Origin of the sequence: Mycobacterium sp. 4D054 (assembly GCF_052245755.1) — a bacterium.
Taxonomy (GTDB): Bacteria; Actinomycetota; Actinomycetes; order Mycobacteriales; family Mycobacteriaceae; genus Mycobacterium.
The window spans coordinates 128,481-142,241 of record NZ_JBQQCF010000008.1 but is presented as its reverse complement, the minus strand read 5'-3'; the positions used below and the strand labels follow the sequence as shown (position 1 = coordinate 142,241).

The window sequence follows — 13,761 nt, the reverse complement described above, 5'->3', positions numbered from 1 at the left end:
CGGGCGGCTCTTTGCCAATGAGACTGCGTCCAGGGCGGGCCGCACTCGATCTTTGCCGCCCTCAGCGCAGTCTCACAGCCAACCCCAAGCCGCGTTAACCGGCCCACACGTGGCCCTCCACAGCGGATAATCACCAGGTAGTCGCTGCGCGGTTGGGGACCAGCGGCGGGGAGGGGTGCCGCCCAGGTGAGTGATCAGATCTCGATCGTCATCGCCGAAACGGCGAACCCGGAGGGGCCTACTGCAGCCCCAACGCCGCCCGAAGCCGATCCGGGCTCATTGCGTGCCGGCCCGCGTCGGTCGGGAACGAGTTCAGAAGCCGGATCAGGTCCGGCCGGCGGGTCGGGTCGTCAGCGGCCTGGCGTGGGGTGTTCCCATCGAGCGCCGGGATGGGTTCGTCGAGCCACTGGGCCTCGTGGTCCAGGATCATCGCGTCGAGCAGCGCGGCGATCTGGGGGTCTTCCGGATCGATCGCCCCCTTGGCAGTTTCCGGCATGCCCGCAACCATCGTGCCCGGGTCCTCTACGGGTTCGCGGGTGTCCTCAAGGATGCGTATCGCCGGGTCGAATCGTCGCAGGGCGGCCAGCACCCGGTCCACCCGTTCCTCGCTGTTGGTCTCCACCCGCAGCGTGTCACCGTCGAGCACCAACGTCGCGCGGATGTGCGTCCTGCCGTTTGTGGTGACGTGTTCGAACCATTGCGGGGGCTGAGCGTCTTGGACGCAGTCGTAGGTGTCGTCCAACGCGGACTCCATCGCCGCGGAATCGCTGACGCGGACAGTGGCCTCGCAGATCGTCAGCGGGTCGCCCTCGGTGTTGGTCAGCGTCGGCGGAGCGAACCGGCGACTCAGAAACGCGACGAGGTCCACCGGGTCGGGTCCTTCGTCGAGCATCGCAAGCAGCGCGTCACGCTGTTGCAGCGCAACGGGTTCCAGCCCGCCGAAGAACTGTGCGGTATCATCGCCGGCGGGCAGTACCCGGGTGCAGATCAGCTGTCCCACTGTGAGTTGACGGCTGGCGGTGCGCTCCTGAACCTCGTGGATGTCACCGGTGCGGACGTCGCGCACCGTCACCCCGTGGCCGGGGCGCACCTCCTCGACCTCGAACAACGACCGCTCCACCAGCAGCCATTGCCCGGCCAGCAGCCGCTCATCCTCGGGCAACAGCGATCCACGGACGGCCAGGAACTCCTCGAACGCGCCGCCCTCGAACAACACCGCGTCGATCAGCAACGGGTCCGGTGTCTCGTCGACCCCGTCGCGATACTCGTTGCGTACGTAGCCCAATTCGGCGACCACCTCGCCCCAGCCGCCCATCAGCGCGTGCTGCGCGGCCTTCGCGTACAGCCAACCCACCCGCTCGGGCAGCGACGGCTGCTCCTTCCCGAGATGGCACTTCTTGTACTTGCGGCCCGACCCGCACCAGCACGGCTCGTTGCGGCCGAGGCCGGCGCGTGCCTCGGCCCGGTAGCTGCTCAGCAGCGCCATCAGCGGATCGTCCGGCGGGGCGCCTGCGCGGCGAAGCAACGCCAACCCGCGCTCGACGTCCCCGCGGTCGGAGGCGATCCGGGCCAGTTCGTACAACGGCAAGGGCCAGGCGGTGTCCATTGACTCGGCGGCCAGCAACTCCCGTTCGGTCGCCTCGATGTCGCCGATGCGCTCCAGCGCCACCGCCCGCAGCCAGCGGAACGCCACCCGCGCGCGGCGCGGCACCTGGGACTCCAGCGTCTCGGCGAACAAGCCCAGCGCCGCGGCGCCCTCGGGATTGCGGCCCAGAGTCTCGGCCAGCAGCACCTCGGCGAGTCGCGGATCGGCCAGGTCGGCGCCGAACTCCGCAACCAGCTCCCGGTACTCATCGCGGGGCGGTGCAAGGGTGTCGTCGTCTCCGTCCTCTGCCGCGTCCTCGTCCGAAGGGAACGCCGTGATCAGATGCGCCATGTCCTCGTAGACCGACACCAGGATGCGTATGGCGAGCGCCTCGTCCTCGTCGAGGTCATACCGCCGGCGCAGCACCTCGCACTCGAGATCGAAGCGCCACCGGTCCACGTCGAAACCTGCGGGTGCGAGCAGATCTCCGCGGCGCGCCAGACCCTGATCGTCAGCGATCTCCGACAACGGCGGTGCGGGGTCGGTGAACAGCGCCGGGTCGGCCACGCACGCCGTCCACACCGCGGCGTCGAACGACGCCGGCTCGTCCGGGTTCAGTGCGGCCGCCAGCGTGGCGCCTGCCGACGGCGACGGGTCCGCAGTGACCCGCGCCAGGGTGAGCCCCTCGGGCGTCAACCGCAGGCCCACCAGATCGCCGTCGACGACGTCAAGGGCACCGAGCGTGCCCGGCGGCAGCACCAGCGCGCCGCCGTCGTCAACCATCTCCGGCGGAACGCCGCGCTCGTCGAGCACATGCTCGTCGAACGCCGGCAACGCGACGCTGACCGGCGAGCCGTCGGCCAGCCGCGCGTACTGCTCGAATTCGCACAGGTGCGTGATCGCGCCGAGGTCCGGGGTCACGATCAGGACGTCGTGGGCCAGCTCCTGGGCTGTGAGCCGGTGCGTGAAGATCCGATTGGCGATCAGCGCAGGCAGCCACACCCAGCTGTCGTCGATCAACGGCACAGCGGCACAGTCGATTTCGTTCAGCAGCTGCGGGAGGAGATCGTCCGGGTTTGCGACGCCCATCTCGCGCAGGCGCTGCGCTATCGCGTCCTCGGGGAGGGGGCCGTGCTCGGTCAGGATCGCCGCAAGGGCTTCGGTCGGGTCGAGTTCCGCTGGCACGCGACCACGGTATGCGATAACCGCGCTAACCGCCCCGAACACCTTCCCGCAGCGGATAATCACCAGGTAGTCGCTGCGCGGTGGGGGACCGGCGGCGGGGAGGGGGTGCCGCCCAGGTGAGTGATCAGATCTCGATCGTCATCGCGGAAGATAGCCTGCTGGTGCGCGACAGCGTTGCCCGCGCGCTGTCGATGAACCCCGACACCACCGTCGTCGGCGTCGCCGAGGACTACGACTCCGCCGCCGCACTCGTCGCCACCCATCAGCCCACCGTGCTGCTCACCGACGTGCGCATGCCCCCGACGTCCACCGACGAAGGTATCCGCCTGGCCAACTGGCTGCGCACCGCACACCCGGACGTCGGCGTGATCGTGCTGTCCCAGTATGTTGACCACACCTACGCATCGGAGTTGCTGGACGGCGGCTCGGCCAGCCGCGGATACCTGCTCAAGGAACGGGTCGCCCACTTCGACGAACTCGGCGAGGCCGTCCGCCAGGTCGCCGCCGGCGGCACCGTGCTCGACCCGCTCGTCGTCGAAGCCCTGCTCGCCCAGCCTCGGCAGGCCGCCGCGCTGAGCCGGCTCACCGCCCGCGAGCGGGAGGTGCTCGGCGAACTCGCGACCGGCTTCAGCAACCGCACCATCGCGCAGCGGCTCGTGCTGTCCCAGCGCGCCGTCGAGAAGCACATCAACTCAATCTTCGCCAAGCTGGAACTGACCGTCGACGACTCGGTGGACCGACGCGTCAAGGCAGTGCTGATGTTCCTCGACGGCGGACCGTCATGACCGCCAACAGTGGTGTGTACACCCTGGCGCGCCCGTCCGGCGGCGACCACGCTGGGACCGTGGGGCACCAGCAGGTCCGGGTCTGGGTCGTCGATGACCAGCCCAGCTTCCGCCGGGCCAGCGCAGCGACGCTGGAGGCCACCGACGGCTTCGTGCTCGCCGGCCAGAGCGCCACGGGCGAATCCGCGCTCGAGCGCCTGGACGACGCCGACGCCGACCTGGTCCTGATGGACATCCACATGCCCGGCATCGGCGGCATCGAAGCCGCCCGCCGGCTGCGCGCCCGCCATCCCCGCATCGTCGTGGTGCTGATGTCCACCTACGACGCCGACGAACTCCCGGCCACGGCGACCGAATGCGGCGCGACCTACCTGCCCAAGCAACGCCTGTGCCCCGAGGTATTGACCGACATATGGCGAACGGCAAGCTGAAAATGGCGCCCGCACCCGGATCCGTCCCCGACTGGCGGATCCCGAAACTGCTTCTCACCGCCGCCTTTCGGTCGTCGTCATGGTTCGGGCACGACCTGATCCACCGATTCCGGGCCGAACGCTTCGAGGTGTTCCTGTCCGGTCACCTCGGCCTGTGGCTCAGCGCGGGCATCGTGCTGCCGCTGTGGGAGTACTTCTGGGTCTTCCGGTCACCCTGGATGCTGGGTTTCGTCGCCGTCGCCTCCGTCCAATGCGTCGTGCTCGCGGTCGCGTTGAACCTGGCTCGCCACAACAGGTTCGAGCAATCCATCACCCTGGTGTGCATCGGGAACTGGCTGGCCGTACTGGGCGTGGTGTTCGTATCGCCGCCGTTGCTGCCGGCGATGGCGCTGCTCGCGCTGGTTCCGGTCGTGTTCGCCGAGCCGTACATCAGCCTGCGGCGCGGGCTGATCTTCACGGTGATCACCGCCGGTTGTGTGCTGGCCGCGTCCGCGATCGCGCTGTTCTATCCGTTCCCCGATCACGTGGTGCAGGCGCCGCAGTGGATGGCGACGGCGTTTGTTCTGGTGGCGGTGCCGGTCAACGCGCTGCATCTGATGATCATCGTGTGGAACAACGCCGCCGCGCTGCGGACGTCGGAATCCCAACTCGCCGAACGCGCCACCGAACTGGCCGCCTCCCGCACCCGCCTGATCACCGCGGCCGACGAGGAACGGCGCCGCCTCGAACGCGATCTGCACGACGGCGCCCAACAACACCTCGTCGCGCTGTCCGTGCTGATCGGACTGGCCCGCAACACCGACGGCGACAAACGCGCGGAACTGCTCGCCGACGCGTCTGGACTGGTCGACAGCGCCATCGCCGAGATCCGCCGCCTGGCCCACGGCATCTACCCGCCGCTGCTCGTCAGCGGAGGACTCACCAAGGCGCTGCCCGCACTGGCCGCGCGGGCGGTCATCCCGGTGCACCTGGATCTGCACGAGCTCGGCCGTTACCCGCCGACAACCGAAGCGGCGCTGTACTACTGCTGCAGCGAGGCGCTGCAGAACGCCGCCAAGCACGGCGGTCCCGACACCACCGCCACCGTCTCCGGCCGTGTCGACGGCCGGTGGCTGACGCTGCGGATCAGTGACACCGGCCGCGGTTTCCGGCCGGACACGGCGGGCACCGGACTGACCAACATGACCGACCGCCTGTCGGCGATCGGCGGACACCTGGCCATCGACACCGCACCCGGACGCGGCACCCGCGTCACCGCGACCGTCGACGTCGCGGATGTGTGAGTGGTGGTGCGTGCACCCCCGCCGATTGTGTTGCCCACACTGTCGAAAGCCGGTGACGGCCGCAGCAGGATGAGAGGCATCGCCCGAATCCGGTGAACGACTTCTCAATCCGGTGGAGATCGCATGTCAGCCGTGAAGACTTCAGACCAGCTGCGAGGGACACGCCCGGACACGGCGTGGACGACGTGCCTCCCGACGGGCACCGTCACCCTGCTCCTCGCCGACATCGAAGGGTCGACCCGGCTGTGGGACACCCAGCCCGACCGGATGGCGACCGCGCTGGCCGCCCTGGACCGCGTCGTCGACGAGCTGGCCTGCCTGAACAACGGTGTGTGCCCGGTCCAGCAGGGCGAAGGTGACAGTTTCGTCCTCGCGTTCGCCCGCGCCGGCGACGCGGTGGCGTGCGCACTCGATCTGCAGCTCGCCGCGCTGTCGCCGATCCGGTTACGCATCGGCATCCACACCGGCGCCGCCGACCTGCGTGACGAGGCCAACTACATGGGCCCGCTGGTGAATCGCGCCGCACGGCTGCGCGACCTCGGCCACGGCGGCCAGATCCTGTTGTCCTCCACCACAACACCTCTCGTCGAGGATGCGCTGCCGCCGCAGGCGTGGATCACCGGTGTTGGCAGCTATGCGCTGCGCGGGCTTTCCCGGCCCGAGCGGGTCGCGCAGCTGTGCCATCCTGATTTGGACAATGAATTCCCGCCGTTGCGTGCCGGCGCGGTCAACACTTTCCACCACCGTCCGAGCTATCTATCCGAGTTCGTCGGGCGCGCAACCGAACTGGACGATCTATCCCGGCTTCTGGACTGCCGCCGGCTCATCACCGTGTGCGGGCCCGGAGGAGCCGGCAAGACCCGGCTTGCGGTGGAAACCGCCGACCGTGCCCGTGACCGGTTCGACGACGGCGCCTGGTACGTCGACGTCGCCGACGTCACCGACCCGGCCCAGGTGCCGCACGCGGCAGCCCAGGCGCTCGTGATGTCGGAAGCTGTCGGCGCGACTGAGGTGGCCCGACACATCGGTGACCGGCACCTGCTGTTGGTCGTGGACAACTGCGAGCACCTGCTCGACGCGTCCGCGGCGCTGATCGCTGCGGTGTTGCGGGGCTGCCCGGCGGTGACCGTGCTGGCCACCAGCCGCGAGCCGCTGGGGGTCGGCGGTGAGCAGCTCTACCGCGTGCCGCCGCTGGCACCCGGGGACGCGACCGCGTTGTTTCTCGAGTGCGCGCGCCGGGTGGATGCGGCGTTCAGTGTCCGCTCTGAAGATCGGGCGGCGGTGGCGGACATCTGCCGCCGGCTCGACGGTCTGCCGCTGGCGATCGAGATCGCCGCGTCGCGGGTGCGGACACTGTCGCTCAGCGGTATTCGGGACAGCCTTTGCGGCCGGCTTCATGCGCCGCATCCCGCCTGCCGCAGCGTCGCGGCGCGACACCGGACGTTGCGCGCGTGCCTTGACTGGTCGTATCGGCTGCTCGCCGACTGCGAGAAATCGGTGCTGTGCCAACTCGCGCGGTGTGCCGACGGATTCGACGTCGGCGCGGTGCAGGATGTCGTGATCGCATTGGTGGACAAGTCGCTGCTGAGCTGGGACGACCGGGACGGCCGCGCGCAGTACCGGCTGAGCGACACGGTGCGGCACTACGCCCTGGAGCGCCTGGCGGAGTAGACGGGTGACGGCAGCGGCCCGGTGGACCTCGCACCCGGTGTCGGCTTTGCTGGCTACTATCACCCCTGACGAAGGGGGACGTCGACCATGACCATCACCGCCGCAGAGACGCCGCGGCTGGCCAACGGCGCCGAGCGCAAAGTGTGGCAGGCCCTGATCGACCAACTCGAGCCGGGTGATCTGGTCATCCCGGGCAAGCGGGTCACCGACCACCTCAAGGACCACGAGGTCGACTTCTTCGTCGCGATCGAGGGCGCCGGCATCATCTGCCTGGAGGTCAAGGGCGGGGAGGTCTGGCACGACGGGGAGACGTGGCGGATGAAGCGCCGCGGCCGGGAGGTCGATATCGACCCCGTCCGGCAGGCCCGCGAAGCGTGCTACGCACTGCGCAGCTTCATCGAGAACGACCCGCGATGGACCCAGGGCCGGCTGCGCTGGGACCACATCGTGGTGCTGCCCAACACCGATCTGCCCGACGACTTCGCACTGCCCGACTGCCCGCGCTGGAAGGTGATCGACCGAACCGACCTGACCGACATCGCCGCGAAGCTGCGCGCGGTGCTGCACGGCCAGGAACTCGACCGCCCGCTGCTGAGCCGTGACGGTATCGCACAGCTCGGTGAAGCGTTGAGCGGGCGCGGGCTGCCGCAACGCAGTGTCGTGTCCCGTGCCCTCGAAAACGAGGACGCCGCAGACATTCTCACCGAGCACCAGTCGGTGATCCTCGACGCCGTCCGGATGCTGCACCGCGTCGAGATCCGCGGCGGCGCCGGCAGCGGCAAGACGTTCCTGGCGATGGAGCAGGCCCGCCGGTTGGCCCGCGCCGGGCAGCGGGTGGCGCTGGTCTGCTACTCGCACGGTTTGGCGTCCTATCTGGAGCGCATCACGGCCGCCTGGAATCGGCGTCAGCAGCCCGCCTATGTCGGCGAGTTCCACGATCTCGGTAAGCGGTGGGGTGCTCCGGAAGGGCCCGATGAGTCGCTGCGCACCGAGGAGACGGTGCAGTTCTGGGAGCATGATTTGCCGGCGCAGATGACGGAACTGGCAACGCAACTCGACGACGGGCACCGGTTCGACGCGATCGTCGTCGACGAAGCGCAGGATTTCGCCGACGCCTGGTGGGATCCGCTGCTGGCGGCGCTGAAGGACGAGGACTCCGGCGGGCTGTACGTGTTCACCGACGAGGGGCAGCGGGTGTTCAATCGGCACGGCTCGCCGCCGGTTCCGTTGGTTCCGCTGGTGCTCGACCACAATCTGCGCAACACCCGCCAGATCGCGAATGCGTTCCAGCCGTTGGTGGATCACCCGATGCGGTTCCTCGGCGGGGAAGGACCAGCAGTGAAGTATGTGCCGTGCACGCCGGCGGAGGCGATGGACGCCGGGGACGACGAGGTGGAGCTGCTGCTTGAGGAGGGCTGGCGGCCTGAGGATGTCGCGCTGCTGACGACGGGAACGCGTCACCCCGAGCAGCGGGAGCGGCAGGCGGCGGGCAGCGCCGCCTACTGGGACAGCTTCTGGGACGCCGAGCAGGTGTTCTACGGGCACGTGCTCGGCTTCAAGGGCCTGGAACGCCGCGCGGTGGTGCTGGTGGTCAACGAGGAGTCCGCGTTCGAGCGGTCCCGTGAGCGGCTGTACGTCGGATTGTCCAGAGCCCGGGATCAACTCGTCGTGTGCGGAGATCCCGACTTCCTGCGGGAAGTCGGAGGCCCGGATTTGGCTCGGCGGCTGAACATTCCGGATTAGTCGCAGCTGTCACACACGCCTGTCAGCGACAACTGCATGCCGCACCTGCAAAAGCCGGATTGGCGCCGAACATCACGGGATCGCTCGCCCGCCGGGCGAACGTGATTGATGGGATGCTCGACGTACCAGGTGCCCTTCCGCGAACTCGGCCGGCCGACCACCCCAGGCCCAGCCACACTGCGGATTTCGTCCGTGGAGGTGAATCCGTTCGTGTAGCCGTAGTAGATATGAAGATCGGGGCGACCGTCCCGTCTTCTGGCAACAACGTGGGACTTGTCCTCCCTCACGACCGCGCGGAAGTCGGCGATGCCGACGGCTTGCGTGAGTTTCCGGATGAACTCGTGGTTCCCCGCAGGAATGCGGGTCTTAGTCAAGGCTGCGAGTAGAGAATCCGTCGACTCGTCGATGGTCATGTGCTCAACCATAAGCAGCAGAAGCGATCCATGTCAGAACTCAACGAAGCCCCGCCCCGACAAACATCAGCACCACGAACAGAATCTCGAACGCCACCACGCCCAGCACCGCGATCATTGCGCCCTTCGCAAACTCGAAGTGCCCCTTGATCGGAATCACCGCGGCCACTGCGGCCACGACCGCCGGGAACAGCGGTGCGAACGGCCAGAACACCCCCAGCGTCAGGCACACCGACGCGAACCCGACGAAGAATCCCGCCAGCAGCACCCCCGGCCGTTGCGTGCGAACATGTTCCGTCATACCGAGGCCCCCGCCTCGACGAGAAACCCGGCGGCGCTGAACACCACCACCGGCACCAGCCCGGTGAGCGGTGCCAGCACCAGTCCCGCACCGTAACAGCGCCTCTCGGCCGAACCGGCACCGCGGTAGAGCGCCGCGCCGACGATGAGTAGCGTCACCGCCACCACGCCGACCGCCACCCACGCGGCCACCGCCCCGTCGGAGGCGATCAGCGCGTACACCGCTCCCGCCCAGAACGCCGCCCCCGCCAACGCTCCGATCACCGCCGCCCGTGTCCAGTCGATCACCGCTTCAGCCTCCCGCATTCACCGATTGTAGGTACGCGCCGCTCATCGGCCCGGCAGAAACTCGGTGCCCTGCAGCGGCGTATAGACCCGCACCGTCGGCGCGTCCCCGGCCGGCCCGAACGGCGTGAAATTCCCCGGCGGCACGACCGACATCGGCGGCGTCACCGGAATCGGTGCCGGCTCACCCACACCCACACTGGGAATCGCCGGCGGAACGATCTGCGGGACAACGCTGTTGAAACTCGGCACCACCGTCGGGTCGCCGACGTCCTTGTCGAACGGCAGCCCGGCCAGCGGGCCGGCGGCGTTGTCGAAGAACGTCGGCCATTCCTGCAGCACGGTGGTGGTGGTCCCGCCACGATCGCTGTAGATCTCCAGCGCCGGGAACGTGGTCACGTCGTCGCCGCCCACCCGCGGCCCGGCGTCTGACGGCACGATGCCCAGCGTCCCGTTCACGCTGATTCCGGAACCCTTGGCCAGACCCTCACCGCCGGGCGAGAAGGGATCCGCGGCGTTGTAGTTGATCAGCACCCCGCCGCCGGAGGTCTGCACCGCACCGATAGACGGTGTGCCGGTGCGCACCTGGCCGGTGTCGGCGTTGATCGACGGGTTCTGGCGGGCCACGATGATCCCGTTGTCGAAGTCGGTGTAGATCGCCACCCGCGATGCCTCGGGTCCGGCGGTGGGGGAGAAGCCGCGGTTGTCGCCGAGATTGTTGTCGTACGGCGGGATCCCGACCGTCGGCGCCCATACGTCCTCGCTCGGGATGAACAGGTTGGTGCGCACCACGCCCTGCCCCGGCACCGGCTCGATCCGCCCGACCACGATATTCGCGTCCACGCCCTGGTTTTTCGGGTCATAGCTGTGTGGGTCGAGCGCCGAGGCGGTCAGCCAGTCGCTGTCGCTGACCGGGTCCCGGCCGAATACCTCGCGGAACGCGTCGATCTGGTTCTTCCTGCGTTCGGACTCGTCCGGTTCTGCGGACTCGTCGAGTTCGTCGTCTCCGGGCGCCGGAGCCTCCGGCGGCCCGCCGAACTTCTGCCCCATGCCCAGCGCCTGGAACTCGCCTCCGATGGTGGCGATGTCACCGCCCACGGCGTTCAACTCGCCGTTGGCGCGGGTGACGACCTCGGTCAGCTGCGCCAGGCCCTTCTGCACGATCGGCGCCACCATCAGCTCGCCGGCCCGGTTCTTGGGCACACTTGCCGCGGCGGCCACCACCCACTCGCGGATCGCGTCGAGGTTCTGCCGTCCGGCGGTCACGATCTGGGCGGACCGGTCTATCTGTTCAGCCAGCCGCCGGTCGAGGCCGCTCAGCTCGCGCACGACGCCCTGATGGTCGGTGTTGAGCGCGCCGTACGCGGTGGCTGCGCCGCCGGACCAGAACGTCGTCGGCGCCGCCGCGTCGAGGTCGTCGGTCAACCGCCGCAGCGCGGCGCTGTGGTCATACGACGCACCCGGCTGCGGAACGCCCGACCCGAAGGTCGCCCGGGCCTTGGCCCACGTCGACAGGAACGCCTCGAGTGCACTCACCCCGCTGCCGCCCGTGCCATGACTCTCATTATCGGTGCGGTCCACCCGCCCCTACTGCACCAATCCGGCCGGACCGCCGACGCTTGCTGGAATCGCAGCGGCAGTGGAGAGATAACGCCGCGATCAGCGCATACCTGGAGGAAGCGGCATGCACTGCCACAGTTCCCGCAGTTCAGTCGCGGTCACGGCGGGGTAACGTCATTGAAACGGGAACCTCCAAAAACGAGCAGCTAGTTATTAACGGCCTTATTATTTTTTGCTATGTCGGTCGAGCAGGTGTCGGGGGCCCTCGTGGGGCGTGAACCCGAGATCCCCGTCGACCTGGTTCGTACCCTTCTCGGTGTCCTCCGGCAGCGTCTCGGGCTGGATACCGCGTGGCTGTCGGTGTTCCACGACGGCATGCAAGTGATCGAGGTGCTCGACGGTGACGCCGACACGCTCGGCGTCTCACCGGGGCAGCGCTCGCACCTGTCCGAGTCCTACTGTGTGCGCGTCATCGACGGCCGGCTGCCGGCGGTCATCCCTGACACCACGGCCAACCAGATCACCGCCGCGCTGCCCATCACGCACGAAACAGGTCTCCGCGCCTACGTCGGCGTCCCGGTACTCGGCCAGGACGGTGTCACGGTTGGCATGGTCTGCGTGGTGAGCGAGAAGCCCAAGCCCTATCTGGCCGACGAGGACCTCCACATCGTCCAGCAGGTCGCCGACCTGATCGGCACGTTGATCGAGACTCCCGCCCGCTGCCAGGACCCCACCGCCGATCAGCGCAAGGCGATCCGCCGGGTGGTGGCCGAACGGGACTTCGAGGTGGTGTTCCAGTCGATCCACGACGCCGGAACCGGCAAGGTGGTCGGTGTCGAGGCGCTCGCCCGGTTCCCGTGCGAACCGTTCCGACCCGATAAGTTCTTCGAACAGGCCGCGTTGCTCGGCCTCGACATCGAGCTCGAGACCGCCATCGTCAGCCGTGTGCTGTCGCTGATACCCCAACTGCCCGACGACGTGTTCGTCTCGATGAACATCTCCCCGGCCGCTGCTCTGGCCGCCCCGTGGTCCGAACTGCTCGACGACGTCGACCCGTCACGCATCGTCCTGGAGATCACCGAACACGACGCCGTCCCCAACTACGGCGCCCTCGATGACGCGCTCGATACGTGCCGGGCCCGCGGCATGCGCGTTGCGGTCGACGACGTAGGAGCCGGCTTCGCGTCGTTCTCCCACGTGCTCGAACTGGCCCCCGAATTCGTCAAGATCGACCAGTCGATCACCCGGCACATGGACACTGATGACGCGCGCCGCCGGCTCGCGCAGGCCATCGCGCAGTTCGCCAGTCAGATCGGCGCCACCGTGATCGCCGAGGGCGTGGAGAGTCAGGGCGAGCTCGACGCCGTCGTCGCCTCCGGTATCTCCTGGGCGCAGGGCTTCTGCCTCAGCCGGCCCAAGCCGCACGCCCACGGCTTCCCGACCTCGCACGCGATCGCCGCGGCAGCCGACCCGCCGTCGTCGGCCGTAGATCTGTTGGGAGAGCGCCCGTTTGAGCTCGCGCTGGCCCATTCCCCGATCGGGATGGCCGTCGTCGCACTCGACGGCACGTTCCTGCGCACCAACCGGGCGCTGCGCACGATGCTCGGCTACAACCGGCGGGCGTTGGGCGAGATGAACTTTCAGCAAATCACCCATCCTGACGACCTGGACTCCGACCTGGCCCTGATGGCTGATTGCATCGCCGGGAGGCGGCGCTCGTATCGCATCGACAAGCGCTACATCGCCGCCGACGGGCACGTGGTGTGGTGCGCGCTGACCGTGGTGCTGGTGCACGCGCCGAAAGAACAACCGCTGTGCTTCGTCTCCCAAGTCGTGGATGTCACCGCCGACCGAATCCGTGAGGCCGAGCTGGCCCATCAGGCGGCCACCGATCCGCTCACCGCGATCGCGAACCGCTCCGCCGGATGGAGCCGGCTCGAGCAACGTGACACCGACGGCGCCGGCTACGGCGTGTTGTTCTGTGACATCGAACGATTCAAGGCCGTCAACGACAGCCGCGGCCACCACGCCGGCGACCAGTTGCTGGTCGAGGTGGCGGCCCGGCTGCTGTGCGTCGTCGGCGACGACGACCTCGTCGCCCGCTGGGGCGGCGATGAATTCCTGGTCATCACCGATACCGTCGACGACCACGGACTGGCGCTGCTGGCACGCAAGATCACCGAGCAGTTCGACACCGCGCCGATCATGCTGGCCGACGGCACCCGGATGCCGGTCACGTTGACGATCGGCTTCTCCGCCCACCGCCCAGGCGACGGCCGCGACGTCGATGCCGTCCTCGACGCCGCCGATCAGGCCATGTACCAGCAGCGCCGTAGACGCCGCAGCACCGACTGGCACGCCGGCGGCGACACCGGCTGGCTCGCCGAGTGATATCACCCGGCGGAAGAGGCTAGAGCCTTCGGCAGCTTTCTGCACTCGCGAGGTCAAAGCGAGTTCGGTGTAGATGTGGGTCAGTGGCCACAGGAGGCTGGAGCGTCTTCGCCCGTCCACTCGGAACTG

The 13,761-nt window shown here is 68.5% G+C and carries 11 protein-coding genes; 6 read left to right on the top strand and 5 right to left on the bottom strand.

The genetic code is table 11. The annotated features are described in order from the left end of the window. Positions 1–238 precede the first annotated feature (238 nt). Positions 239–2,770, bottom strand: a complete 2,532-nt coding sequence (locus ACTWP6_RS08815) for an SEC-C domain-containing protein (RefSeq protein WP_443187401.1) — start codon at positions 2,768–2,770, stop codon at positions 239–241. A gap of 116 nt (positions 2,771–2,886) precedes the next feature. Here ACTWP6_RS08815 and ACTWP6_RS08810 point away from each other — a divergent pair, with 116 nt between their 5' ends. The 5 genes from ACTWP6_RS08810 to ACTWP6_RS08790 all read left to right on the top strand — a co-directional run bounded on the left by ACTWP6_RS08810 (position 2,887) and on the right by ACTWP6_RS08790 (position 8,683). Then, complete coding sequence (locus ACTWP6_RS08810) at positions 2,887–3,555, top strand: response regulator (RefSeq protein ID WP_443187400.1); 669 nt, start codon at positions 2,887–2,889, stop codon at positions 3,553–3,555. Continuing rightward, positions 3,552–3,986, top strand: coding sequence for a response regulator (locus ACTWP6_RS08805; protein WP_443187399.1), 435 nt, complete (start codon positions 3,552–3,554; stop codon positions 3,984–3,986). The genes ACTWP6_RS08810 and ACTWP6_RS08805 overlap by 4 nt, the downstream gene beginning before the upstream one ends. After that, entirely contained in the window at positions 3,968–5,269 is a 1,302-nt protein-coding gene (locus ACTWP6_RS08800; RefSeq protein WP_443187398.1) for a sensor histidine kinase, read from the top strand. The genes ACTWP6_RS08805 and ACTWP6_RS08800 overlap by 19 nt, the downstream gene beginning before the upstream one ends. Positions 5,270–5,392: 123 nt before the next feature. Beyond that, positions 5,393–6,940: an ATP-binding protein gene (locus ACTWP6_RS08795; RefSeq protein ID WP_443187397.1), complete on the top strand. Its 1,548-nt coding sequence runs from the start codon at positions 5,393–5,395 to the stop codon at positions 6,938–6,940. A gap of 87 nt (positions 6,941–7,027) precedes the next feature. Next, complete coding sequence (locus ACTWP6_RS08790) at positions 7,028–8,683, top strand: NERD domain-containing protein (RefSeq protein WP_443187396.1); 1,656 nt, start codon at positions 7,028–7,030, stop codon at positions 8,681–8,683. Here the strand turns inward: ACTWP6_RS08790 and ACTWP6_RS08785 are convergent. Genes ACTWP6_RS08785 through ACTWP6_RS08770 form a run of 4 tightly spaced genes read right to left on the bottom strand, consistent with a single transcriptional unit; the run spans position 8,680 to position 11,217 of the window. Then, positions 8,680–9,096, bottom strand: a complete 417-nt coding sequence (locus ACTWP6_RS08785) for a hypothetical protein (RefSeq protein WP_260757081.1) — start codon at positions 9,094–9,096, stop codon at positions 8,680–8,682. The two genes, ACTWP6_RS08790 and ACTWP6_RS08785, sit on opposite strands and share 4 nt — an antisense overlap. 40 nt (positions 9,097–9,136) lie before the next feature. Further along, complete coding sequence (locus ACTWP6_RS08780) at positions 9,137–9,397, bottom strand: hypothetical protein (RefSeq protein WP_260757082.1); 261 nt, start codon at positions 9,395–9,397, stop codon at positions 9,137–9,139. Further along, entirely contained in the window at positions 9,394–9,702 is a 309-nt protein-coding gene (locus ACTWP6_RS08775; protein ID WP_260757083.1) for a hypothetical protein, read from the bottom strand. The genes ACTWP6_RS08780 and ACTWP6_RS08775 overlap by 4 nt, the downstream gene beginning before the upstream one ends. 24 nt (positions 9,703–9,726) lie before the next feature. After that, on the bottom strand, positions 9,727–11,217 hold the full coding sequence (locus ACTWP6_RS08770; protein WP_260757084.1) for an EspA/EspE family type VII secretion system effector: 1,491 nt from the start codon (positions 11,215–11,217) through the stop codon (positions 9,727–9,729). 261 nt (positions 11,218–11,478) lie between these two features. Between ACTWP6_RS08770 and ACTWP6_RS08765 the strand changes: the two genes are divergently transcribed. Beyond that, positions 11,479–13,632 (top strand): EAL domain-containing protein, encoded by a 2,154-nt coding sequence (locus ACTWP6_RS08765; protein WP_260757085.1) that lies wholly within the window; start codon positions 11,479–11,481, stop codon positions 13,630–13,632. The last annotated feature ends 129 nt before the right edge of the window (positions 13,633–13,761 follow it).